At 67.7% G+C, this 24664-nt stretch carries 21 protein-coding genes; 9 read left to right on the top strand and 12 right to left on the bottom strand.

Annotated features, from left to right (window positions below; translation table 11 throughout):
- Positions 1-47: 47 nt before the first annotated feature.
- Genes EAX62_RS15840 through pepN form a run of 5 tightly spaced genes read right to left on the bottom strand, consistent with a single transcriptional unit; the run spans position 48 to position 5812 of the window.
- Positions 48-1373, bottom strand: coding sequence for a dihydroorotase (locus EAX62_RS15840; protein WP_121902706.1), 1326 nt, complete (start codon positions 1371-1373; stop codon positions 48-50).
- Positions 1374-1388: 15 nt separating this feature from the next.
- On the bottom strand, positions 1389-2309 hold the full coding sequence (locus tag EAX62_RS15835) for an aspartate carbamoyltransferase catalytic subunit (RefSeq protein WP_121902705.1): 921 nt from the start codon (positions 2307-2309) through the stop codon (positions 1389-1391).
- The gene (pyrR, locus tag EAX62_RS15830; RefSeq protein WP_121902718.1) at positions 2306-2830 is read right to left on the bottom strand and encodes a bifunctional pyr operon transcriptional regulator/uracil phosphoribosyltransferase PyrR; all 525 of its coding nucleotides are present in this window, start codon (positions 2828-2830) and stop codon (positions 2306-2308) included. Before pyrR ends, EAX62_RS15835 begins: the two co-directional genes overlap by 4 nt.
- 50 nt (positions 2831-2880) lie before the next feature.
- Entirely contained in the window at positions 2881-3159 is a 279-nt protein-coding gene (locus tag EAX62_RS15825) for a hypothetical protein (RefSeq protein WP_147454147.1), read from the bottom strand.
- Between the two features lie 55 nt (positions 3160-3214).
- On the bottom strand, positions 3215-5812 hold the full coding sequence (pepN, locus tag EAX62_RS15820; protein ID WP_121902703.1) for an aminopeptidase N: 2598 nt from the start codon (positions 5810-5812) through the stop codon (positions 3215-3217).
- Positions 5813-5943: 131 nt separating this feature from the next.
- On the opposite strand from pepN, the gene ligA reads away from it, so the two are divergent.
- Positions 5944-8085: an NAD-dependent DNA ligase LigA gene (ligA, locus tag EAX62_RS15815; RefSeq protein WP_121902702.1), complete on the top strand. Its 2142-nt coding sequence runs from the start codon at positions 5944-5946 to the stop codon at positions 8083-8085.
- A gap of 72 nt (positions 8086-8157) precedes the next feature.
- Here the strand turns inward: ligA and EAX62_RS15810 are convergent, their stop codons facing one another.
- Together EAX62_RS15810 and EAX62_RS15805 are read right to left on the bottom strand one after the other, a co-directional pair.
- Entirely contained in the window at positions 8158-8811 is a 654-nt protein-coding gene (locus EAX62_RS15810) for a hypothetical protein (protein ID WP_147454146.1), read from the bottom strand.
- Between the two features lie 42 nt (positions 8812-8853).
- Positions 8854-10083, bottom strand: coding sequence for a GNAT family N-acetyltransferase (locus EAX62_RS15805; RefSeq protein ID WP_121902700.1), 1230 nt, complete (start codon positions 10081-10083; stop codon positions 8854-8856).
- A gap of 65 nt (positions 10084-10148) precedes the next feature.
- Between EAX62_RS15805 and EAX62_RS15800 the strand changes: the two genes are divergently transcribed.
- Positions 10149-10595 (top strand): ribose-5-phosphate isomerase, encoded by a 447-nt coding sequence (locus tag EAX62_RS15800; protein WP_121902699.1) that lies wholly within the window; start codon positions 10149-10151, stop codon positions 10593-10595.
- 29 nt (positions 10596-10624) lie between these two features.
- Here the strand turns inward: EAX62_RS15800 and EAX62_RS15795 are convergent, their stop codons facing one another.
- From EAX62_RS15795 to EAX62_RS15785, 3 genes are all read right to left on the bottom strand, one after another.
- A complete protein-coding gene (locus EAX62_RS15795) occupies positions 10625-11260 on the bottom strand; it encodes an anti-sigma factor (RefSeq protein ID WP_121902698.1) in 636 nt (211 codons plus the stop codon).
- Positions 11253-11816 carry an RNA polymerase sigma factor gene (locus EAX62_RS15790; RefSeq protein WP_121902697.1) on the bottom strand — a complete coding sequence of 188 codons (564 nt, stop codon included), beginning with the start codon at positions 11814-11816 and terminating at the stop codon, positions 11253-11255. Before EAX62_RS15790 ends, EAX62_RS15795 begins: the two co-directional genes overlap by 8 nt.
- 83 nt (positions 11817-11899) lie before the next feature.
- Positions 11900-12712 carry a DUF4397 domain-containing protein gene (locus EAX62_RS15785; RefSeq protein ID WP_121902696.1) on the bottom strand — a complete coding sequence of 271 codons (813 nt, stop codon included), beginning with the start codon at positions 12710-12712 and terminating at the stop codon, positions 11900-11902.
- Positions 12713-12833: 121 nt separating this feature from the next.
- Between EAX62_RS15785 and EAX62_RS15780 the strand changes: the two genes are divergently transcribed.
- The 5 genes from EAX62_RS15780 to EAX62_RS15760 all read left to right on the top strand — a co-directional run bounded on the left by EAX62_RS15780 (position 12834) and on the right by EAX62_RS15760 (position 19457).
- The gene (locus tag EAX62_RS15780; RefSeq protein WP_121902695.1) at positions 12834-13661 is read left to right on the top strand and encodes an Fpg/Nei family DNA glycosylase; all 828 of its coding nucleotides are present in this window, start codon (positions 12834-12836) and stop codon (positions 13659-13661) included.
- A gap of 82 nt (positions 13662-13743) precedes the next feature.
- On the top strand, positions 13744-14460 hold the full coding sequence (locus EAX62_RS15775; protein ID WP_121902694.1) for an HAD family hydrolase: 717 nt from the start codon (positions 13744-13746) through the stop codon (positions 14458-14460).
- Positions 14461-14468: 8 nt separating this feature from the next.
- Positions 14469-16964, top strand: a complete 2496-nt coding sequence (locus tag EAX62_RS15770; protein WP_121902717.1) for a glycoside hydrolase family 65 protein — start codon at positions 14469-14471, stop codon at positions 16962-16964.
- Between the two features lie 5 nt (positions 16965-16969).
- Positions 16970-18259 carry a hypothetical protein gene (locus tag EAX62_RS15765; RefSeq protein ID WP_121902693.1) on the top strand — a complete coding sequence of 430 codons (1290 nt, stop codon included), beginning with the start codon at positions 16970-16972 and terminating at the stop codon, positions 18257-18259.
- Between the two features lie 121 nt (positions 18260-18380).
- A complete protein-coding gene (locus EAX62_RS15760) occupies positions 18381-19457 on the top strand; it encodes a hypothetical protein (RefSeq protein WP_121902692.1) in 1077 nt (358 codons plus the stop codon).
- Between the two features lie 226 nt (positions 19458-19683).
- On the opposite strand, the gene EAX62_RS15755 is transcribed toward EAX62_RS15760, so the two are convergent.
- Positions 19684-20811 (bottom strand): hypothetical protein, encoded by a 1128-nt coding sequence (locus tag EAX62_RS15755; protein WP_147454145.1) that lies wholly within the window; start codon positions 20809-20811, stop codon positions 19684-19686.
- 333 nt (positions 20812-21144) lie between these two features.
- Between EAX62_RS15755 and EAX62_RS15750 the strand changes: the two genes are divergently transcribed.
- Together EAX62_RS15750 and EAX62_RS15745 are read left to right on the top strand one after the other, a co-directional pair.
- Positions 21145-22842 (top strand): hypothetical protein, encoded by a 1698-nt coding sequence (locus tag EAX62_RS15750; RefSeq protein ID WP_147454144.1) that lies wholly within the window; start codon positions 21145-21147, stop codon positions 22840-22842.
- Positions 22843-23065: 223 nt separating this feature from the next.
- The gene (locus tag EAX62_RS15745; protein WP_121902689.1) at positions 23066-23983 is read left to right on the top strand and encodes a proteasome assembly chaperone family protein; all 918 of its coding nucleotides are present in this window, start codon (positions 23066-23068) and stop codon (positions 23981-23983) included.
- A 150-nt stretch (positions 23984-24133) separates the two neighbouring features.
- Here the strand turns inward: EAX62_RS15745 and EAX62_RS15740 are convergent, their stop codons facing one another.
- Positions 24134-24625 carry a DUF456 domain-containing protein gene (locus EAX62_RS15740; RefSeq protein ID WP_199711342.1) on the bottom strand — a complete coding sequence of 164 codons (492 nt, stop codon included), beginning with the start codon at positions 24623-24625 and terminating at the stop codon, positions 24134-24136.
- Positions 24626-24664: the final 39 nt, after the last annotated feature.

Below are 24664 nucleotides of genomic sequence, written 5' to 3'. Positions count from 1 at the left end.
TCAGACGTCAGATCGCTCGGTTGTTGCGAGCGTTTTGCCTGCCGGGGTCAGCGGCGGTGGGTGATGCGGCCTGCCCACATGGTCAGCTCCACCGGGTCAGGCAGGTCGCGGCCGTGGTACGGGTTGTTGCGGCTCAGCGATGCTGAATCGTCCCGATCCACCGTGGCGCGCCGCGCCGGATCCACCAGCACCAGGGTGGCGGGTTCGCCGACGGCCAGGGGGCGGCCCTGCTCCGCGACGCGACCAATCCGCGCGGGAGCGGCACTCATCCGGTCGACGACGCCAGCCCAGTCGAGACGGCCTGTGTGGACCATGGTCTCCATGACCACGGCGAGCGCCTGCTCCAGGCCCAGCATGCCGGGGCGGGCGTCGGCGAAGGCGTGGTCCTTGTCCTGGGGTGCGTGGGGGGCGTGGTCGGTGCCCACGATGTCGATGGTGCCGTCCGCCAGTGCCGCCCGGATGGCCTCGACGTGCTCGTCGGTGCGCAACGGCGGGTTGACCTTGTAGAGCGTGTCGTAGCCCACCACCTCGGCGGTGGTCAGGTACAGGTGGTGGGGGGTGGCCTCGGCGGTGACGTTGATGCCCCGGGCCTTGGCCCAGCGGATGACGTCGACGCCCTCCGCGGAGGTGACGTGGCAGACGTGCAACCGGGAACCGGTGGCCTCGGCGAGCTGCACGTCGCGGGCGATGATGACCGATTCGGCGACGGGCGGCCAACCGGCCAGCCCGAGGCGCCCTGAGAGTTCCCCCTCGTGGCAGCAGGCACCCGGCCCGGCGAGGCCGGAGTCCTGGGCGTGCTGGGCCAGGACTCCGTCGAAGGGACGCACCCACTCGAACGCGCGGCGCATGAGGCCCGGGTCCATCACGCAGTTGCCGTCGTCGGAGAACACGCGCACACCTGCACGGGACTGGTGCATGAGACCGAGCTCGGCGAGTTCCTTGCCACCGAGACCCTTCGTGATGGCCCCAATGGGCACCACCTGGGCGTGGCCGGCCTCGCGGCCTAGGTCGGCGATGTGCTCGGCGTTCTCGGCGGTGTCGGTGACGGGTGTGGTGTTGGCCATGGCGTGGATGCAGGTGAACCCTCCCCGGGCAGCCGCCAGGGACCCGGAGGCCACCGTCTCGGCATCCTCGCGTCCCGGCTCCCGCAGGTGCGTGTGGAGGTCCACGAGACCGGGCAGCGCGATGAGCCCGTCGGCGTCGATGGCCTCGGCATTGTCGGGGCGCTCGCCCACGAGGACGCCGTCGGAGATGAAGAGGTCGGTACGGGTGCCGTCCGGGAGCTGGGCTCCGGTGATGACGAAGGCGGAGGTGTCCGTCGATACGCCCGGCTCCTTCGTCGCGGGGCTACTCAGGAAACGGGGAGAGGTCATGGTTATTCCTGGGGTCTAGGCGGCGAGCAGGTGGTACAGGACGCTCATGCGGACGGCGACGCCTGCCGAGACCTGGTCGAGCACGATGGAGCGGGCGCTGTCGGCTGCGGCCGAGGAGATTTCCAGGCCACGGTTCAGCGGTCCGGGGTGGGCGATGACGGCGTGCGGTGAGAGCTTCGTCAGCCGCTGGGCCGTCAGTCCATAGCGGATGGTGTACTCCCGCTCCGAGGGGAAGAAGCCACCCAGCATGCGTTCGCGCTGGACGCGCAGCATCATGACCACATCGGCGCTGGGCAGGGCGGAGTCCAGGTCGTGGTTCACCTCCACGTTCCACGTGCCGACACCCGGCGGCATCAGGGTGGGGGGCGCCACGAGGGTGACGTGCGCCCCGAGCTGGGGCAGCAGCAGGCAGTTGGAACGCACCACGCGGGAGTGCAGCAGGTCACCGACGATGACCACCTCCTTGCCCTGAAGGTCGCCCAGGTTGTGGGCGCGGAAGTGGCGGAGCATGGCGTGGGCGTCGAGCAATGCCTGGGTGGGGTGCTCATGTGTGCCGTCGCCGGCGTTGATCATGGCGGCCTTCACCCAGCCCGCGGCCTGCGCCACCGAGCCGGAGCCCCCGTGCCGCATGACGATGGCATCAACGCCCATGGAGTCCAGCGTCATGAGGGTGTCGCGCATGGACTCACCCTTGGACGCCGAGGATCCCTTGGCTGCCACGTTGATGGCGTCGGCGGACAGCCATTTGGCGGCCAGCTCGAAGGAGGAGCGGGTGCGGGTGGAGTCCTCGAAGAAGAGGTTGACCACGGTGCGTCCGCGCAGTGCCGGCAGCTTCTTGATGGGGCGCTGCTGGATCTCGTGCATCTCCTCCGCCGTGGCCAGGACTGACCGGATGTCGTCCAGGGCCATGCCCTCGATGCCAAGGAGATCTCTCACAGGGTGGCCTCGTCAGGTTCGATGGTGACTTCGTCGTGGCCGTCCATCTCAGCCATGGCGACCCGCACGCTTTCGCTGCGGGCCGTGGGCAGGTGGCGGCCGACGATGTGGGCCTGGATGGGCATGTCGCGGTGCCCGCGGTCCACGAGTACCACCAGGAGGATTTTGGCGGGGCGGCCGAGGTCGGCGAGCGCAATCAGCGCCGCCTGGACGGTGCGGCCGGAGAACAGGACGTCATCGACCAGCACCACGACCTTGTCGTTGATGGGACCGGGGAGGACCGTGCGTCCTACGGGCCGCAGCGGCTGGCTGCGCAGGTCGTCGCGGTACATGGTGATGTCGAGTTCGCCGCTCGGCACCACGATGCCCTCGGCGTCGCCGACAGCTTTCGCGATGCGTCGCGCCAGGGGGACACCTCGCGTCAGGATCCCCAGAATGACGAGGTCTTCGGCGCCGCCCGCGAGCTCCAGCAGTTCGTGGCTCATGCGGGTGGTGGTACGTGCGATCTCCGCAGCGTTCATGACCGACTTCGCGTCACCGCCCCCGGTGTCGGGCGTGACCCTGTCGGGGCTCAAGCGTCAATCTCGGTCTGGCCGTGACGTGGCGTCGGTTCGACGGCGCGCTGTGCGTGCGTCTCATCCTCGAGCGCCGGGTAGGACTGCGAGTGGGGGTCGTCGGTGGCGAGTTCGCCCCGGAATCGACGGCCCAGCGCAGGCGTGAATGCCAGGATGGCGACGATGGCGGCGACCGCCAGGGGGGCGATCCCCATCAGCAGAATCATGTGGGTGGAGGAGACCGCGGGTGCCTCAGGCCAACCGGGAAGGGTCTCGAGCGGAAGCAACCAGTTCATGAGAGGCAAGGATACGGCCTGTGCCGGGCGTTTGTCGCGCCCGGCACAGCCATGGTCACTCCGGGCGTGCAGCCACCCGGCTGCGCGCCTGGCAGTTCAGTGCCCGGCGGGCCTCGTCGAGCCGCTCGGTCACCGAGCGCTGGACCTGCGGGTTGGGCTCCGTCTCCAGCAGCCAGGCGTCGTAGCGCTCGACGAGCTCGCTGCTGATGAGGGGGTCCGGGAACAGCCAGCGCAGCACCGTCCCCATGGCGGCGTATCCGCGCTCGGCCCAGATGCCCTCGCGCCGCGAAATGCTGCCTGCCACGTCGAGGTAGGCGTCGGCGTAGCCCGCTGTGATGTCCTCCTGTCCGAGGTGCCAAAATCCCATGGCAATGTTGCGGTGCGTCTCGTTGGGGACCTCGGCGTCGTCGGTGGCCAGCCGCCAGGCCTCGGCCTTGTGCTCCGGGTCCGGGAGACCCGCACGGGCCCCGGCGGCGCGTTCGGCGCCGGCGCTGGTGTTGTCGCGCTGCAACTCCGCCTCGATGGCGGAGTCGTCGACGGCGCCGAGACGGGCCAGTGCCGCCACGATGGACCAGCGCAGCCCCGTGTCAACGGCGAGACCGTCGGGAACTTCCTCGCCCACCAGCCAGCCCCGGACCAGCTCGACGGCCTCACTCGAGCGTGCAGCCCCCACCAGCGCCTTGGCGATGACGAGCTGCTTGTCCGAGCCCGGTTCCGCATGCTGCAGGAGCCGTGCCAGGCCGGAAGCCAGGCGTGCGTTGGCCTCCACCCGCAGCTCCGGTGCCGTGAATCGGCCCGAACAGAGCGCCGCCTGCGACAGCACCGTGCTGATGGCCGCCATGTCGGTCTCGCTGTGGATGCCGCGCAGCGCCAGCCGCACGAAGTCCTGCGGGGCGATGTCGCCGTCGCGCACCGAGTCCCAGAACGACGACCACGTGACGGCCCGTGCCAGCGGGTCGCTCAGGGAGTCGATGTGCTCGACGAGCGCCGCCGCGGAGTCGGCGTCGAAGCGCACCTTGGTGTAGGTCAGGTCTCCGTCGTTGACGAGCACCACGTCCCCGCGGTGCACACCCACGAGGTCCGGGATATCGGTGGACGGGCCGTCGACGTCGAGCTCCACCCTGTGCGTGCGCAGCAGTTCACCGTCGGTGAGGGTGAAGATCCCGATGCCGAGGCGGTGCCGGCGCAGGGTCGGGTACTCCTTCGAAGCGGACTGGGTGATGGCGAAGCGGGTGAAGAGGCCGTCGTCGTCCACGTCGAAGTCGGCGCGCAGCGTGTTGACGCCTGCCGTCTCCAGCCACTGGCCTGTGAACCACGACAGGTCGCGACCGCTGGACGCCTCGAGCTCCACCAGCAGGTCGCGCAGGGTGGTGTTGCCCCACGCGTGCTTGTGGAAGTACTCCGTGACGCCGGCCGCGAAGGCGTCCGTGCCGACGAACGACACCAGCAGCTTCAGCACCGAGGCGCCCTTGGCGTAGGTGATGCCGTCGAAGTTCTGCTCCACCTTCTCCAGGTCGCCCATGTCGGCGGCGATGGGGTGGGTGGTGCTCAGCTGGTCCTGCAGGTAGGCCCATGCCTTGCGTTCGTTGCTGAACGCGGCCCACGGGTTGGCGTCGCCGCCATGACGGCGGGCGATCTCGTCGGCGGCGAAGTGCGACGCCCACTCGGCGAAGGACTCATTGAGCCACAGGTCGTCCCACCAGAGCATGGTGACGAGGTCGCCGAACCACATGTGGGCCAGCTCGTGGAGGATCGTGTTGTCGCGGGATTCCATCTCCCGGGAGGTGACACGGAACCGGAACAGGTACTCGTCGCGGAACGTCACGCACCCGGCGTTCTCCATGGCGCCCGCATTGAACTCCGGCACGAAGATCTGGTCGTAGCTGTCGAAGGCGTAGGGCACGCCGAACGTGTCCTCGAACACCTCGAAGCCACGCTGCGCCGTCTGCAGGATGCGGTCGGCGTCGAGGAACTCTGCGAGCGATGCGCGGCAGGCCACCGCGGCGGGCAGGACCCCGGCGGCGGAGCGGATCTCGCCGTCCACCACGTGGTACTCGCCGGCCACCAGGGCCGTGATGTAGGTGGACACCGGCGGGGTGGGGGCGTGCACCCAGCGGCCGACGCCGTCGCCGAGATCCTCGGGCTTCACGCGTGCAGAGTTGCTGATGACCTCCCAGTGCTGCGGCGCCAGCACGGTGAGCTGGAACGTGGCCTTCTGGTCGGGCTGCTCGAAGTTGGCGAACATCCGGCGGGCGTCGGCCGTCTCGAACTGGGAGTACAGGTAGACCTTGCCGTCCGAGGGGTCGACGAACCGGTGCAGGCCCTCGCCGGTGATGGAGAACCGGCAGAGCGCCTCCACGACGACGGTGTGGTCCCCGGGCTCCATCTCGGGCAGGGGGAGTCGGTAGCCGTTGAAGCCGTCGAGGGGGATGGGCTCGCCGTCGACGGTGGCCGCCGAGACGCTCTCGGCAATGAGGTCCAGGTACGTGGCCGGTCCCTGCGACGTGAGGTCCAGTTCCGTGCGTGAGGTGAACGTTCTGCCCGGCTGGTCGGTGGCGGCCTCCGTCACGTCCACGGTGACACGGTAGGCATGGGCGCGGACAACGGCGGAGCGCTGCTCGGCTTCGGTGCGGGTGATGTTTGCGGTGGCCACGTCTGTGGGCTCCCTCGACTGTCGGCGGATTGAATTGACCAACCGATAGTAGTGCGAGCCCCAACCATCATGTGGGGACCGGGAAATGGGGGGTCGCTTTCTGATCGTGATGCTGTGGATGCTGTGCCAGCATGGGGCACATGATGATGCAGGCCACGCAGTCCGGGGACCCACTTGACGACGCCCGGAGCCGGTGGAGCGAACTCAACGAGATGCTCACCGCGGCCCAGCAGGGGTACTACGGCGCGGACGCCCCCACCATGTCCGACGAGGCGTACGACGAGGCCATGCGGGCCCTGCAGGCACTGGAGAAGGAGCATCCATCGCTGGCTGCACCGGATTCCGTGACGCAGCGCGTCGGCTCAGCCCCCATCACGGATTTCTCGCCCGTCACGCACCGCCAGCGACTCCTCAGCCTCGACAACATCACCACCACCGAGGAACTGGCCGCCTGGCTCGTGCGCTCCGGCGACGGGCCGTGGCTCTGCGAGGTCAAGATCGACGGCCTGGCCATCAACCTGCTCTACCTCGAGGGCCAGCTGGTGGTCGCGGCCACCCGCGGCGACGGTCGCGTGGGGGAGGACGTCACCCACAACGTCGCCACCATCGAGGGCATCCCGCACACCCTGGTGGGCGACGACGTCCCCGCAGTGCTGGAGGTTCGCGGCGAGGTGTTCTTCCCCGTCGCTGGTTTCGAGGACCTCAACGCCGCACTCGTCGAGGCGGGCAGGGCGCCCTTCGCCAACCCGCGCAACGCGGCCGCCGGGTCACTGCGACAGAAGGACCCGCGAGTGACGGCCAGTCGCCCGCTGCGGATGATCGTGCACGGGGTGGGAGAGCGCGAGGGCCTGGGCACATCGTCGCAGAGCAGCACATATGAGCGCTTCGCCTCCTGGGGGCTGCCCGTCAGCCCGCTGTACAAGGTGCTGGAGACGCCCGCCGCGGTGGAGGAGTACATCGCCCACTTCGGGGAGCACCGGCACGAGGTGTCCCACGAGATTGACGGCGTGGTCATCAAGGTGGACGATTTCACGGGGCAGGGCCGGCTGGGGAACACGTCGCGTGCCCCACGGTGGGCGGTCGCGTTCAAGTACCCGCCCGAGGAGGTCAACACCAAGCTCCTCGACATTCGCGTCAACGTCGGGCGGACCGGGCGTGTCACGCCGTTCGGCGTCATGGAGCCAGTGGTGGTCTCCGGCTCCACCGTCGAGATGGCCACGCTGCACAACGCACACGAGGTCAAGCGCAAGGGCGTCCTCATCGGCGACGTCGTGGTGCTGCGCAAGGCCGGCGACGTGATCCCCGAGATTGTCGCCCCCGTGGTGGCGCTGCGCGACGGCACCGAACGCGAGTTCGTCATGCCCACGCACTGCCCGTCCTGCGGCACGGAGTTGCGCCCCCAGAAGGAGGGCGACAAGGACATCCGCTGCCCCAATGCCCGTTCCTGCCCGAGCCAGCTGCGCGAGCGGCTCTTCGCTCTGGCCGGACGTGGTGGCTTCGATATCGAGGCACTCGGCTGGGAGGGCTCCGCCGCGCTGCTGGCTGGTGGGCTCCTCGTCGACGAGTCCCGGCTGTTCCAGCTCACGGCCGAGGACCTGCTGGGCACCGAGCTCTACACCCGCGCCGCGAAGAAGCAGGAACTTGAGGATCCGGACAAGGCGCCGACGGGTGGGGTGCGCGACGGTCGCGTCCTGTCCAGCACCGGCGAGAAACTCCTGGCCAACCTGGAACAGGCGAAGGACCAGCCGCTGTGGCGGGTGCTGGTGGCGCTGTCCATCCGGCACGTGGGGCCGACGGCGGCCCGGTCGCTGGCCGCGCGCTTCGGCTCGCTGGACGCCATCCGCGCCGCCAGCCTTGAAGACCTGGCCTACACCGACGGCGTCGGCCAGGTGATCGCCGAATCCGTGAAGGAGTGGTTCGACGTCGACTGGCACGTGGCGATCGTCGACCAGTGGGCCGCCGACGGCGTGCGCATGGCCGACGAGGTGGACGAGTCCTCGCCCCGCACACTCGAGGGTCTGACGGTGGTGGTCACCGGCACCCTGCCCGGCTTCACACGCGACGAGGCCAAGGAGGCCATCCTGTCGCGTGGCGGCAAGGCGGCGGGCTCCGTCAGCAAGAAGACGGACTTCGTGGTGGTGGGGGACAACGCCGGCACCAAGGCCGAGAAGGCCGAACAACTGGGCCGCCCCATCCTCGACGAGGACGGCTTCCGCAAGCTCCTGACCGAGGGCCCGGAGGCGCTCAGGGCCCCCACCGTCGCGGGGGAGTGACCGCGAGGAAAGTGCGGCGCTGTTCTTCGAACCAGGCGGCTGGCCTCGTGAACATCCAGGTGATGTGTCGGGTCAGGTTCTGACGCGAATGCGGGGATCCTGGGCGCGGACGTACTCGGCGATGAGCGGCGCCAGCCGGGCGTAGGACGCAGGGCCGACGTCCAGAGTGAGGTCGAGAAACCCGCTGCGACCGTCGACGAGCTGCACTCGCAGCCATCGTTTGCCGTCGCGCATACCGAGTCCGAGCCCTGCTGCACTGTCGAGGCGCCGCTGAGTGGCCTGTCCGATGCGGTGACCGGCATCGAGTTTCGCCACGGTGCTCGATCGTCGTGCTCGGGGCGCCTGACCGTCGATGGCGAGCGACGTGATCGCGCTCCAGGGGAGGCAACCGTCCACACCCTCCCCGATGAGACCGGTGATGCCATTCGCATCGAGCGAGAGCAGCGGATGGGGCTGTCGGGATGACCGGATGATCCGCGTGAAGATGGCGGCGCTGGTCACCAGCACCATGAGAGAGAGGATGGTGAGCAACATCCCGATCCCGACACCCAGGATCGTCCCCGCCCCCTGCCACGACGCGAGGCTGGCGACGATCGAGACAACGCCGAGGGCTCCGACGCCGAGCATCAGGAGCGCGGCTCCGCCGAAGCCGATGAGTTGGCGAGCCGCCCGACCCGGGTCGTATCCCACGGTCACCGCCGATGGGGATGGGGGTGTGTCGTTCATCGTGGTGGCTTTCTCCGTGTGGTGGTGGCGGGAGGGTGCCTCTCAGAAGATCGACGCCGCGACAGGTGGGCGCACTTTCGCGAACAGCGTGCTCGTACGCTCCAGGTCCTCCGGCGAACCGGAGGCCAGGCCCGCGACCGCCAGTTCGGCGGCGCCCTGCAGGCCGGACAGCACCGTGGCGAAGGCCGCGACGTCGATGGTGACGTCCGGGGTCGCGGTGGTGGGCACGGCGGTGGCGCACCCATCCTCGACGGTGACCTGCCAGGTGCCGTCGCAGTAGCCGTGCGAGTCCTGCACGTGCAACGTGACGGATCCGTCGTGGTCAAAGGCGCGAAGCTCCACGGCCTTCTCGACGTCGAGGACCCGCACCCAGACGGTGTCGAACTCCTCCTTGGTGCGCACCACCCTGGGGTCGACGAGCGCCCACGGCAGCGGGTGGCGGGCGTCGTGGCAGCGCGGCCAGATGACCTTGTCGTGAGCCTCGCCGTGGCCCAGCAGTCGCAGGAGTTCGATCTCGGCGCCGGAGGTGAGGCCCAGCAGGTCGATGATCTCCAGGTGGTTGTCCTCCACGGAGAACACCAACGTGGCGTCCGGTTCGCCCTGTTCGTCGAAGTGCACGGCGGCGCGACGCGCGACCGACTGCTGCTTGCTCCAGTCGAAGCCTGAGGACCAGTAGTGGTGGGCGCGACCCACGGACCAGAACTGGCCGACGTGGAATCGTTCGAACAGACTCTGGCGGAGGTCGCTGATGGCCTCCGGGTCGGCGAAGACGGAATGCCCCACCGGTTCCGTGCGGACCTGGAACCTGGGTCCCGACTCGATCTCCAGTCGCCGAGCCGTGGCGGTGACCCCAAACCCGAACCTGCCATAGAGCCGCGCGTCGGTGGCGGTGAGGACGGCGAAGACGTCGCCGCGCGCCTTGGCCTCGAGGAGGTCGGTGGTCATCAGTGCGTTCATGAGCCCGCGGCGACGGTGCGACGCCTGGACGGTGACGTCGGTGATGAAGTTGGTGGGGGCCAGTCCGTGCCCGGGGTTGATGGTGCCGTTCCAGGAGGCGAATGTGGCCACCGGCTCTTCGGCCTTTCCGAATGGGCGTTCCGTGTCCCGCACCACCCGCAGTCGGGTGCCGTCGGCCAGGACGTGCCGCTGCCAGATCTGCAGCCCCTCCTCGGACATGGGGGATTCGAAGAAGCCGTCCCGCATGGCCGCGGCGTAGGCGCGCAGCTCAGGGGTCGGTGTGTCGGCAAGAGGGATCGTTTCCACGCGGTGCATCTGACCAACCTATATGGCTGTCATGCCTGTCCCGCAGTGCCGTTCCACATGGAATAGTGAGGGCCATGAGAGTTCACATTGCCACCGACCATGCCGCTTTCGAACTGAAGAACTACCTTGTGGAGCAGTTGACCCGGGCCGGCCACGACGTCGTGGACCACGGTGCGGAAACCTACGACGCCGTCGACGACTACCCGATGTTCGTGATTCCCTGCGCCGAGGCCGTCGCCGCCGAGGCCGGCATCGGCGTCGTGCTGGGCGGCTCGGGCAATGGCGAGCAGATCGCCGCCAACAAGGTCAAGGGCATCAGGGCAGCACTGGCCTACAACAGTGACATCGCGCGCCTGGCCCGTGAACACAACGACGCCAACATCATCTCACTGGGCGGCCGCATGCAGTCGCTGGAGGATGCCTGGGAAATGGTGGACGTCTTCCTCAACACCCCGTTCTCGGGGGACGAGCGCCACCAGCGCCGCATCGATCAGATCAGCGAGCACGAGAACAAGGGGTGAGATGAACCTGCGGGCCGGCCGACCGCAGGTCAGGCCCGCAGTTCTCCGCGCATGATGGTGTCGCCGGAGTGCCGTGGCTCATCATCGAACTCCTCGTTGGAGAGGTCCACGATCAGGTAGCCGGCGTCGATGAGTGCGTCGTCGATGAAGAAGTCGCCTGCGGTCCCGGCGGTGAAGATGCCCACCGAGATCATGCGCTTGCCGTCCACGTTGATGAGCCACACCTGGACGTAGCCGCCAGTGTGGGTGACGCCCTTCGGGACGTCCACGACCAGCGTGTAGCCAACCTTTTCGGGCCGCAGCTCGGCGATGCCCAGCTTCTCGTCGGCCTTGTCCAGCGGGGTGAGGACGGCGCGCTTCACGGCTGCGTCGCGTACATCGGCCACAGACCCCGCGAAACGGAAACCTGCCACGCCCAGGGCGGCGCCGACCACCAACCCACCCGCGCCGAAGAAGAGTGCCCGGCGGCCGGGGTTGGCGGGTGCCGAACCCTGCGGCGCAGGGGCGGAGGTCTCAGGAGCGGCGGGGGGAGAGAACGCCAGCTCCTTGGTGATCCTGTCCCACATACCCGGCGACGGGGCGGACCACTCTACGGGGGTGGACGAGGAACGGCGGAAGCGTTCGATGACGTCGTCCATCGACTGGTTGTCATAGATCTCAGGCATGTAGTGAATCCACCTCCTCAAAGATGTTGCGAAGTTTTTCCAGGCCACGTCTCACGTGGCTCTTGACGGTGCCCAACGGTATCCCCAGTTCCCTGGAAACCACATCATGGGTCTTGTCCTCGAGGAAGACCATCCGCAGGACCTGCCCGCGGGGATCTCCCAAACTTTCCAGTGCATCCCGCACCACCACCCGGTCCAGAACGTCATTGACGTGGGTGATGATCTCGGGGGAGGCGTCGAGTTTTGCTGACTCCTCCGCCCTGAAGGTGCGGGTCCGTGCCCGGAGTGCGTCTGTAATTTTGAACTTGGCTATCCCCAGCAGCCAGGCGGGTAATGCCTCATCGCTTGGCCTCAGGGTGGTGCGGGACTTCCAGGCGGCGATGAAAACCTGCTGCGTCACGTCGTCGGCATCAGCAGAGGATCCGAGGGCGGAGCGGGCGATGGTGTGGACCAGGCGTGACCACCTGGTGAACGCCTCGTGAAGGGCTGTTTCGTCGCCCGACGCCAGCCGCGTGGCCAGAGCAGCCACTGGGCTGGGAAACGACTCAACTGTCACAAGCCGCAGTCTGCCACAAGGTGTGCGGGGAAAAGAGAACTCCCGGCCCGCGGGGGGGTGCGGGCCGGGAGTCCGTGAAGATGTCAGGCCTTGGAGCTGGCCCGACGGCGGGTTGCGACCACAGCGGTGCCTGCCAGGGCAAGGGCGCCCAGCAGTGCGGCGGCGATGGGTGCCGAGGAGATCGGGCCCTCAGCGCCGGTGTGAGGCATGCCCGGCTTGGTGTCGCCGGACTTCATGAGGTCGACACTCTGGACCGCGAGGGCCAGGTTCTTGTCGGTGAGGCTGCCCCAGGCGTAGACGATGACGTTCTTGCCAGCGTCGATCTTGACGTCGGCGGGGCCGAGGACGACGGTGTCGGTGCCAGCGGCAACAACATCAACGTTCAGGGTGCCGGCGGCGATGTCCATCATGGCTTCCTTGGGGTTCTCAAGGCCCTTGATGACGGCTGTTCCACCTGCGCGGATGTCGACGGCCGGAGCGGCTGCCACGTGGCGGACCGTGATACGGCCACCGTCCTTGGAGGCGGAGGTGTCGTTGACGAACGCGTTCAGCGCCGGCTTGCCATCTGCGGTGAGGTTGGCCACGACGGTGATGTTGGCACCGGCCGGGACGGTGACGCCCTTGGCCTCGACAACGGCTGCGCCGTCAGCGCCTGCACCGGCTGCAACAACCTTGAGGTCGTAGTCACCTGCGGGGAGCATCTGCGGGTCGGTCAGGGTGCCGGGCTTGAAGTCCTTGAGGAGTTCGTTGCCGTTGGCGTAGACGTCGACGGTGGCGCCGGGGATGGCGTGGAGGATCGACACGGCGGCGGTGTCGTCGGCGTGCGCTGCTGGCACGGCGAGGAGCGAGGCGGACAGGGCAAGTGCGCCGGCTGCAAGAAGTCGCTGCAACTTCATGGGGACGTTCCTTTCGATCTTTTGGTGTGGGTGGTGAACACCACCCTCTGACCAGTACTTCGTCCGGCGGTGCCTGTTTGGATGCAGAGGTTCACAAGTATTTTCTGACTACTGTGGGCAGATGCCTGAAGGACACGTCATCCACCGCCTGGCCACCCACCTCTCTGAGAGGTTCAAGGACGCCCCGGTGCACGTCGATTCACCCCAGGGCAGGTTCGCCGTGGAGGCGCAACACTTCGACGGTGCCGTCCTGGTGGGCGCTGAAGCCCTCGGCAAGCACCTGTTCCTTGAGTTCGACGTCCCGGAGCCGCGCTGGATCCACATCCACCTCGGGCTGATCGGGAAACTGAGGATCGAGCCTGCCTCGGAACTCCGCGGCCAGATCAGGTTGCGGATCACCGACGGCGTCACCGAGGCACTGCTCAGTGGGCCGCAGTGGTGTCGTGGCGTCACCACCGCGGAGCGCGACGAGGTGGTGGCGGCTTCAGGCCCGGACCCGCTGCGTGAGGACGCGGACCCCGAGGTGGGGTTCCGGCGCCTCACCCGCTCCGGCAAGTCGGTGGCGGCACTGCTCATGGACCAGAGGATCGCGGCGGGCGTGGGCAACATCTTTCGTGCAGAGGTGCTGTACCGGCAGCACCTGCGGCCCACCACGCCCGGCCGTGAGATCGACCGACGCACATGGATGGCGGTGTGGGAGGACCTGGTCACGATCATGCACGCTGCGGTGGCCGCCGGCCGCATCGACACCGTCGTCGACGAGCACTCCCCGGCGGCGCAGGACCGCCTGCCCCGGGAGGACCGCCACGGCGGTGAGGTGTACGTCTACCGGCGTGCCGGCCAGCCCTGTCTGGTGTGCGGGCGCGAGGTGCGAACCTCGGTGTTGGAGGGGCGGAATCTGTACTGGTGTCCGGGGTGCCAGAACCGCAAGCGCGTGGCCCGGCGCTGACCCGCAGCACGACGGCGTGTCCCCGTTCTGGGGCGCGTTGGCGCACGAACCGTCGGGGCGCGAACGTTGTTAGGGTTGGGCCATGGACTTGACCTCTTATCGGGCCTGGTTGTTCGACCTTGATGGGGTCATAACTCCCACCGCCGAGATTCACATGCTGGCCTGGGCCGACATGTTCAACGACTTCCTCACGAGCCGGGGCCTCGAGGATCCCTACACCGACGCCGACTACTTCACCCACGTCGACGGCAAGCCCCGCTACGACGGCGTCCGCGATTTCCTCGCCTCCCGCGGCATCTCGGTGCCGGAGGGGACGCCCGGGGATGATCCCGCGCAGGAAACGGTCTGCGGTCTCGGCAACCGCAAGAACGACGCCTTCAACACCATCATCGAGCGCGACGGCGTGGCGCCCTACCCGGGGTCGGTGGCACTTCTGGACCGCCTGCGCGACGTCGGGGCACGGCTGGCCGTTGTCTCGTCGTCGAAGAACGCACCGCAGGTGTTGGCTGCCGCGGGGCTGGCGGATCGGTTCGAGCTCGTCGTGGACGGCACCGTGGCCCGTGATCAGGGGCTCCCCGGCAAACCAGCCCCCGACACCTACGAGTACGCGGCCGACTCCCTGGGCGTGGCCCATGAGCAGTCCGTCGTCATCGAGGACGCCATTTCGGGCGTTGCTGCGGGCGCTGCGGGGGCCTTCGGCCTGGTGGTGGGTGTCAACCGCGGGGTCGGCGAACCCGCCCTGACCCGCGCCGGCGCCGACGTCGTCGTGAGTGACCTCATGGAACTGGTGCGGCCGTGAAGCGCAACATGTCCTCGGACCCCCTCAACAGGTGGCGCTACCCCCTGGAGGAGTGGCGCCTCGTGGAGGTTGAGCCTCCCAGTGCTGATGACCTGGGCACCACGGAGACGCTCTTCTCCGTGGGCAACGGGTACCTCGGCATGCGCGGCAACCCGGAGGAGGGGCGCAAGTCCTACGCGCACGGCACCTTCATCAACGGCTTCCACGAGACGTGGCGGATCCGTCACGCCGAGGAGGCGTTCGGGTTCGCCGACACGGGCCAGACCATCGTCAACGTCCCCGACACCAAGACCATGAAGCTCTACGTCGATGACGAGCCGCTCATGTTGTCGCAGGCGGACCTCGAGGGCTACGAGCGCGCCCTGGATTTCCGCTCCGGCATGCTGACGCGCACCCTGGTGTGGCGGACGCCCTCGGGCAAGCGCGTGAAGGTGGACTCCAGCCGGATGGTGTCGTTCACGGACCGCCACCTGGCGCTGTACGAGCTCACTATCACCATGCTGGAGGGCGACGCCCCCATCGTGGTCAGCTCGCAGATCCTCAACCGGCAGGACGGGTTCGACGACTTCCGGCGACCGGAGGTCAAGCCCGTCGGTAACTTCGACCCGAGGCGCTCCAGCCGGTTCAACGGCCGGGTCCTGCAGCCGCAGGGCCACTGGTCCGTGGGGAATCGCACCGCACTGGGGTACGAGACCACGGACTCCGGCATGACGCTGGCTGTGGGCACGGACCACTACATCGACACCGACAACGAGTTCGAGTCCATCGCGGCTGCTGAGGACGACCTGGGACGTCAGATCTATCGCATCGAGGCCCAGCAGGGGCGCTCCATCGTGGTGCGCAAGGCCGCCGTCTACCACTCGTCGCGCGGCGTGCCCGTACCGGAGCTCTTCGACCGCGTCCGCCGCACCCTGGACCGTGTCCGGGACAAGGGGTTCGGCCACTACTGGAAAGCGCAGCGGGAGTGGCTCGACGACTTCTGGCGCAACACCGACGTGGTCATCGAGGGGCAGCCCCACGTCCAGCAGGCCGCCCGCTGGTGCATGCTGCAGCTGGCGCAGGCAGCCGCCCGCAGCGACCAGCACGGCATCGCCGCGAAGGGCCTGACCGGCTCGGGCTACGAGGGCCACTACTTCTGGGACACCGAGATCTACCTGGTGCCGTTCCTCATCTACACGAGCCCGCGGGTGGCCCGCAACGTGCTGCGGTTCCGCGTCGGTCTCCTCCCGAAGGCACGGGAGAGGGCGCGTGTGCTGTCCCAGGACGGTGCCCTGTTCCCGTGGCGCACCATCAACGGCGAGGAGGCCTCCGCCTACTACGCGGCAGGCACCGCGCAATACCACATTGACGCTGACGTGGCCTTCGCCTTCGCCAAGTACAGGGACACCAGCGGCGACACCGAGTTCATGTACCGCGACGGCGCAGCCGTGCTCGTCGAGACCGCGCGGTTGTGGGCGGACCTGGGGTTCTGGCGGACCGAGCGTGACGGGACGGAAACCTTCCACATCCATGGCGTGACGGGCCCCGACGAGTACACCACCGTCGTCAACAACAACATGTTCACCAACGTGATGGCCCGGGCGAACCTGCTCAACGCCGCCAACCTCATGCGGGAGATGCACGAGGCCGACCCCGTGGCGTACCAGCGAGTGGCGGAGTCGCTGGGGCTGCGGGAGGACGAGATCGACGAGTGGGAGCGTTGCGCCGGCGGCATGGTGGTGCTCTTCGACGACACGCTGGGGATCCATCCGCAGGACGACATCTTCCTGCAGGGGGAGTTGTGGGATCTCGAAAACACCCCCGAGGACAAGTACCCGCTGCTGTTGAACTACCACCCGCTGGTGATCTACCGGTTCCAGGTCATCAAGCAGGCCGACGTGGTGCTGGCGCTGTTCCTGCAGGGTGACCAGTTCTCGTTGGAGCAGAAGCGGGCCGATTTCGAGTACTACGACCCCATCACCACCGGTGACTCCACCCTGTCCGCGGTGGTGCAGTCCATCATCGCCGCCGAGGTGGGGTACCAGGACATGGCCATGGAGTACTTCAGGAGGGGGCTCTTCGTCGATCTGGCGGACCTGCACAGCAACGCCCGCGACGGTGTCCACATCGCCTCCACGGGTGGGGTCTGGAACGCCCTGGTGTACGGCTTCGCCGGCATGCGGGACTACCAGGGCGACATCACCTTCGACCCCCGCCTTCCCGCCGAATGGCCGAGCATGGTGTTCCCGTTGCGCATCAGGGGCGCCCGGATCAGGGTGTCGCTGCAACGCGACAACATCAGCTTCACCCTGGAGGAGGGCGACCCCGTCGAGGTGAGCGTCCGCGGTGAGAAGGTGTGCGTCAACGGGCCGGATCCGGTACGGGTGGAACTCGACGGCCAGGGCATCTGCCTGCCGTCCCTGGACGACACGCACCCCGTCACCGGCAACCGTCGGGCCGACGGGTCGGTCATCACGGCGCTGGTCCCGGAACCCCACCAGAGCGACAGCGTCGGAACGGACTGAGGGACTTGCTCGAGGACGACGGCGACCACGGTCGCATCGATGTTGATCTCTCCGCCACGCACCTGCGGCTGGAGTTCGTCGACAGCACCTGGGAGTTCTCCTTCCCCGAGTCGTGGCGCCGGGTGCCCGCCGACGAGGAGGACGTGTGGGGCTGGGAGCTGCCGGGTTGCGCTGCCGCCCGTGTGCGTCTGCGTCGCCATCCCCGGGTGCAGTGGGAGGTGGACGTGGTGAATGTGGGGGCCGACGCCGCCACCATGCCCACGCCCAGGATCGCCGTGACGAGCACGGGGACGCTCGTGCCATGGTTCGCCGGTTCCGCCGGGGAAGTGGTGGTGGCGCTGCCGGATGCCACCGTGGAGTGGTCGCAGAGGCGCGGATCCTGCTCAGGCGCCCCGGATGCCTTCTCCCCGTTCCCGGAGCCGCTGGTGTTGCGGGCTGGAGCGGCGGCCTCCGCCGCCTGGCGTCGGCAGGTACTGCCCGCCGCCGCGCTCGTCCCGCCGCCACCCTTCGTGCCACGGCGGCGATACCTTCCCGCCGGTGAACCCCTGGAGTTGGAGCACAGCGACGCAGGCCTGCTGGCGCCCGGGCTCCACGTCCTCACCACGGCTGACGGCAGCGACGTCCTGGGCGATGCCGGGCTGCACACCCTGTCATTCCTGGACGCGCGGGGGACCGCGACTCTCGAGGTGGGCTGGTTCTCGGACATGGGGGAGCTGGCAAGCTCTGCACTCGCCGAGCCGCACCTGCCGCCCAACCTCACAGCCTGGTTGCTGGCCTCCGATCCGCGGGGGATCAGCGACCTCGATGCCCTCGACGTCGCGTTGGCCGAGGCACTCGAAGAGCCCGATGCCTGGGGCGTCCTGGCCGGCATGCGCGCCGCCACGCTGACGGACCTGCCGGTGGCCGACGACGTACGTCGCGCCGCCCACCACGTCTGGGCCCACGAGGTGGACGAAGGCCTTCGGCAGTTGCTGGTCACTCACGCCCTCGTGCGCGGCTGGGAACCGGACGTCGTGGCGCAGTGGCTCCTCCCGGGCCCACCGGTCGCGGTCACGGACGCTTTCCGTGTGCTGGGCAGTGTGGGGCTGGGCCGCATCACGTCGGAACCCGTCAGCCACGGCGGGCGCGACGTGGTGCTTGCCCACATGTGGGTGGCAGCCCACGGCGAGTCCGCGGCCGCAGCCGAGTGGGAGTCGGCCGTCGACGGGGCCAGATGGCGGTTGCTGTGCCACCTGTCGCAGCACCCGGATCCTCTTGACGTTGCGTGGTTGTTGGCGGAAGTTCTGCGCGACTGACCCCAGCGAAGGGGATTTCTGGAGGTTTCTTCAGGTGTTATCGCGCCCCGATGAGGAAATCTCAGGAAGAAATGGCACCATGTGGGTGTCAGACCTCCTACCCCCCTATGGAGAAACACCGATGCTGAAGCATGCCCTCACCACCCTGGCCGTCGCGGCAATCGCGGTTGCCGCCGCCGTCGTCGCCCCCGCGCACGCCGAGGCCAAGGTGAACGTGTACATCACCCCCGGCCGCCACGTCGTGGACGGCCGCGAGTGGAAGACCACCTGCGATCCCTACGACGCCAACATCACGCGCTGCCGGGCCGAGATCAAGTCCGGCGGCAAGTTCGTGTTCAACAACCTGGCCTATTTGGCCGCGGACCGGAAGCTCTGGTTCGACAACACTCTGGCCCGTCCCGGCACCTTCACCTCCGGTGGCCGCGAGTGGCTGACCTCCTGCAACGACGACTGGACGGGTGCCTCGGCGTGTCGTTCCTTCATCAAGTCGGGCAGCAAGTGGCTGTTCAACAACATCGTGTACTTCACGCCCGGCACCGTGGACTACCCGAAGTTCGCGTTCAACCAGAGCACGGGGAAGCTGACCGCCACGGGCACGCCCACCACGCGTCGCTGGGCGATGGCGTCCATGCCGCTGTACTACGCGCCCCCCGGCGGCTCCGCCAGCGGGAACCTTGCCAAGGGTGAAGCCACCGTCATCACCCAGCGCACCAACGGACCCCTCAGCGAGGTGTTCCACAAGGGCGCCTTCCGCTGGGTGCAGACCAGCGCGCTCCTCACCGAGGGCGTCGAGCCGCCCAAGGAGGACCCTGTGGACCAGGGTTCGCTGAACCACGGCTCCTCCTCGGGCCTCGACCAGGTCAACGCCAACACCAAGAAGGTGGTGCGCCACATCTGGGCGAACTTCCCGCAGATCAAGACGATGTACGGCTGGCGCCGCGACGTCACCCCGGACCATCCGGCCGGCCGCGCCGTCGACGTCATGCTGCCCAACTACAAGTCGAACAAGGCGCTCGGCCGCGAGATCGCCGATTACTACAGGGCAAATGCCAGCGAGTTCGGCATCAGCTACATCATCTTCGACCAGAAGATCTGGTCCGTGGCCCGCAACAAGGAGGGATGGCGCGCAATGTCCAACCGTGGAGGCGACACCGCCAACCACCTGGACCACGTGCACGTGAACACCTACGACGCCTGACCCGGCCGCACCGGAAACGGTTTCTTGTTCCCTGAGTGCCGCCCGTGAGGAATGAACGGGCGGTGCATCGAAGGGCTCGTGAGGTGCATGCGTTCCTGCTCTGCGCCCTGGAGATTCATCTACATCCCCGGCGCTCACCCGGGTGCCCCACTGCGTATCGACTGAAACAGCTCTGCCCCCACCCAGTACTGGGTGGGGGCAGAGCTTGTCGTGGTGTGGCCCGGCGTCAGTCGGAGAAGTGGACGACGTTGTTGAAGACCCACTTTTCCGTGTCGCGGAAGCGACGGTTGCCCGACGAGTCCAGGTAGGACTCGATCACGGTTGTCCTGATGAACGCGCGGCAGGCGTCGGGGCCCGTCCACGTGTCGGCGCAGGACGTCTTCCAGTCGCGTCCCTGCGAGGAGAATTCGCCGTGCGTGGCCAGGGGGTTGCCCACCCAGTCGGCGCGGGTCGAGGGCAGGTAGGTGAGGTTGTTGAAGTTCCAGGCGTTCGTCTGCACGAACTGGCCGTCGACACGGGAGACCTGGGTGGACCAGATCTTGGCCGTGCACCGGTCGATGGTCTTGGAGTACGGCTCGCAGCGTGTCTGCCACTTGCGGCCGTTGACGGTGTGGTCACCCGCGGTGGTGTAGACGTTCACGGTGCCGACGGTGGTCGGCGTACGGCCTTCCATGAGGGTCACCATCTCCTCGACCACGGGGCGCCAGTACTCGTAGTAGTAGCGGTACTTGGCGGCCGGCACCTGCACGTCGGCGGCCACTTTCCACATTTCGTCGGTGCGCCAGTTCTTCTTCTGGAACACCCCGGGAATGATGTACCCGACGCGACCCGCGGCGCCCGGTGCGGAGATTGCCACACGGTGCCCCTCGATGAAGGTGCGGGTGGCGTAGGGGATGTCGTTGAGGATGCGGATGTTCTCCGCCTGCGTCCTGCCGTCCGCGTACCAGCCCACCAGCGAGCGCTGCTGGAAGGGACCGACGTCGTTGTTGCTGTCGGGCATCTGGGTGCGGGAGTTGGTGAAGAAGGTGGATTCCTGCGCCATGGTCATCAACGAGATGACGATGAGGCGGTCCTTGTCGCGACTGGAGACGCCTGACCAGTTGGTGGCCCGGATGGTGTCGATGACGACGCCGGCGTTGCGCTGCATCTGGGGCGTGATGGTGACCCAGACGCCATTGGATTTCTGGAGGCGCATGGATCCGGCGGCCAGTGGGGCGGCGGCATCGCTGACGGCTCCACCGTCCTGGGAAATGGGGTCGGCCTTCGCAGCGGGGGCAGATGTCATCACTGACAGCGCCGTCAGTGCCGCGAGGGGAAGAATGAGAAGGTTTCGGAGGGGGGAACGTAGCTTCACGCCGACACTGTGGCAGCAAATTCGCCGAAATAAAAATCGCGTTGAATTACATTGTTGTGACTCAGCAGCGGATATTACGGGCGATATGCGAAGAATTCCGACGTCGTGCCGGCGCGCGAAATAGCCACCCATTCGACGCCGTCAAGGGGACACCCACAGGTGCGGTGTCCCACTTTCGTGGGGGCGCCTCCTTCACGGCACAGCCGCTCGAACACCCCAGTGCGGGTGCTTCCCGGATGTCAGGGCTAAGTTCCCCCCAGGGCTGCTGCCGGGGTCGGGCCGCTACGCTTCAGCGGAAATGGCTGTGCTGGTTCCTCGTGGCGGGTAGTGCTCATGCGTAGGTCGCGGATTCTGTTGTCGTTGCTGGCGGCTGTGGTGATGGTGCCATTGATGTTGGTGGCGACACCTGCGAACGCGGAGGTGGACGTCTACACCACGCCGGGCCAGCACACGGTCAATGGCCGTCAGTGGCGTACGGCGTGCGAGCCGTACTCGAAGACGACGCGCTGCAGGACGGAGATCCTGGCCACCGTCGTCTCCCAGGTGAAAGGCCGGTTCGTGCAGACCAACGGGTGGGTGTTCAACAACCTCACCTACGTCGCCTCACCGCGGACCCTGTGGACGACCAACCCGCTGGCCGCCAATGGTGTGGTCGGAGGCAACGTCGCCTGGACCGCTACCGATGGCCGGAAGTGGCGCACCGAGTGTGACACGGCCACCACCGGCAAGAATGGGTGCCGCTCCTACTCGCAGGCCCGTGTCATCGCGTCCTACACGACGTCCTCCGGGGGCCGTGGGTTCCGGTGGGACAGCCAGTGGGTCTTCAACAACATGGTCCGTTTCACGTCGGGCCCGGGTGGTGCCACGGTGATCTACCCCACCGCGCCGCCCATGACGTCAGCACCTGCTTTCCTGAAGGGTCGGAGACACTTCACGCTGGGCACCCTCGTCACGCAGACCAACGCCGGCTCCCAGGCCAGGGGCATCGGGCGACTCTCCAACATCGAACTGGATCCGGGCGGTCAGCTCGGTACCTTCAAGGAGCGCTACTGGGCCTACACCTTCGACATGGCGGTGGAGAAGGACTACGGCCAGTTCCGGGCATCCATCCCGAACCTCCCCAGGGGGTGCCTGTCCAGTGGCAATGAGGCCGCGGACCGCAGGCTCCTCAACCTGTCCCCTCTGCCCTCCGGCGCATGCGACGTCCGCACCGCCCGGTCGTTCCTGGGCCAGCCGACGGTCCGCTCCGGCACCTACGAGGCCATCTCCGGTTCGGGTGGCAATCGCCTCCGGCTCTACTGGAAGAACAGTTCCGTCACGGAGACCTACCTCGATGCCACGCCACAGAACCAGGCGTTCAGCGAGTTGCGCCTCTCGGCCCACAACCACCCGGACGCCGTCAACGCCATCGGGTTCATGTTCGGCTCGACCAAGCCGCGAGGTGCAGGCCGCTCGCTCGCACCGGAGATCTCGAAGCGGCCGTGGCAGGCGCCTCGGTCGGTGAACCCGGTGAACGTGGCGCAGTCCCAGTTCCCGTACAACGCGGGAGGGGGCGACCAAACGCTCTGGACCCAGAGCGTCGGCAGCCCGAAGCTGGAGAGCGCCCGCCAGGCGTTCCAGTTCGGCCACTACGTCACCTCGGGAGCAGGGTGCATCGTCACACCGACGAGCGTCCGGGGCCGGGTCGCCTACGGGTGGCACTCCTACATGTGCCCGCTGGCCAGCGACGGCAAAATGGTGTGGCATCACATGGTCAGCTCACTGGTGGCCGAGGCCCATGGGCTGTGCCCCGCGTTCGTGCCGGGGGCGTCCTTGCCGGAGCACAGGAAGCGCTGCGAAGCAGCGAGCCCCAAGACCGTCAACTACTCGCTTCCCGCTCGTCCCGGTGGACACGTCAATGAGGCGCTGCAGGTCATTGATGACAACAACAACCTGGCCGGCATCGTCGGCCTGGAAAGCAGCCTCTACTCACACAAGTCGTCGTCGCAGTCGCAGCTGAGCCTGTTCGCTGCCATCAGCGGCGACAGCTGAGGGACCTCGGACCCAGTGGCGGTGTTCCGTCGTCGACGACGTCCGTGGCGATACCAGGTCGTGGGGTCCTTCGGTGGGTTCGGTGATCCGCCGATGGCGCCACGGTAGGCTCGGTGAACACCAGTTTTCATCCCCTGTCCCCAGGTGATGCGACCGCTGGGAACCCCCGGGGACCCGGGGTGTTGCCCCAGGATGATTCAACCGTCGTGAAAGGGCTTGTGTCATGCAGAACCCGTCTGACCTCTACCGCTTCGAGACCCACGCCGACCTCAACGAGTCGCGCCCCGGCGTGCTCGTGGTGGCACTGGGTGCCTTCGTCGACGCCGGAGGGATCCAGCGCATGCTCAGTGACCACCTCGTCGAGACCGGTAACCCCGAACTCGTGGCCTCCTTCGACATCGACCAACTCCTCGACTACCGGTCCCGCCGTCCGACGATGGTTTTCGACACCAACCGGTGGGCGGAGTACGAAAATCCATCGATGCTGCTGCAGCGGCTCACCGACCGTGACGGACACAGCTACTACCTCCTCACCGGACCGGAGCCGGACTTCCAGTGGGAGCGGGTGGTCGCGGCGGTCCGTGAGCTCGTCGTGGCTCTTCGAGTGACGCTGGTGGTGACCGCGCACGGCATCCCCATGGGAGTGCCGCACACCAGGCCCGTCGGGATGACCGCCCACGCAACGGACGCCACGCTCATCGGGGAGGTGCATTCACCCTTCGGTCGCGTGCAGGTGCCCGGCTCGATCGGTGCGCTGCTCGAGCTTCGGCTGGGGGAGGCGGGGCACCCGTCGGTCGGCTTCGCCGTTCACGTGCCGCACTACCTGGCCGGTACGGAGTTCGCCGAGGGGTCCCTCGCAGCTCTCAACGCCATCGTCGACGTGACGGGGCTCAACCTGCCCAACGACGCCCTCGTTGCCAGGGCGGGAGTCAACCAGCGCGCCATCGCCTCCGAACTGGAGGGCAACGACGAGGTCCGTGCGGTCGTGACTGCCCTCGAGCAGCAGTACGACGCGTTCCTCGAGGGGCAGGAGCATCCGAACCTCTGGGCCCCGGAGGCCTCCGAGATCCCCTCGGCCGACCAGCTTGGTGCGGAGTTCGAGAACTTCCTGCGCACGGTCTCCGACGACGACACCGACTGAACGCTTCCTGCTGCAGATCACGCCACGTTGTGCCGGTGACACCTCGGTGTACACGCGTGTACACGGTTGAACCATGTCACCATGGTCCGGGCGTGACCTGCCCGGCCGTCCTGCCGCGACGGCGCGCCAGCGGCTGCTGCCCCATCGTGTTCACCAGGCTGTGGCGATGCTCACCGCAAGGATGGAGGTGGCCACCATGGCGCACCCGAACTCCACGAGGATCCCGAGTCCGAGGGCCTTGATGGTCTCCCAGCTCGTGATCGCCGCCTTGCGGAGGTCACGCATCCGGTAGCACTCGGCGAGAAAGAGGCCCACGGCGAAACCGATGGGCAGGCCGAAGCCGGGGAGGAAGAACATTCCGACGATGCCGAGCAGGATGCCGACCGTGACGGGCCATTTCGGCACCTGGCGCTGCTTCAGCGACCGACCGGTGAGAAGCAGGCTGCTCGTGGCGCCGACGATGAGCAGGAACGCGGCCACGCCGAACGCGACCCATCCCCAACCGGAAGCGCCCCAGATGGCCCACACGAGGGCGCCCACGCCCACCAGAATGCTGCCAGGCAGGACAGGGAACACGATGCCGACGAGACCCACCAGGGCCAGGATGCCTGCCGCAACGGCGGCCACGATGTCAACTGTCACACACCCCAGCGTACGGGCCCCGCACGCTGGTGTTCTCCA

This window comes from Tessaracoccus antarcticus (assembly GCF_003688855.1).
GTDB classification, from domain to species: Bacteria; Actinomycetota; Actinomycetes; order Propionibacteriales; family Propionibacteriaceae; genus Arachnia; species Arachnia antarctica.
The sequence above is the reverse complement of the archived record's forward strand: the minus strand, read 5'-3'. Positions and strand labels throughout refer to the sequence as shown.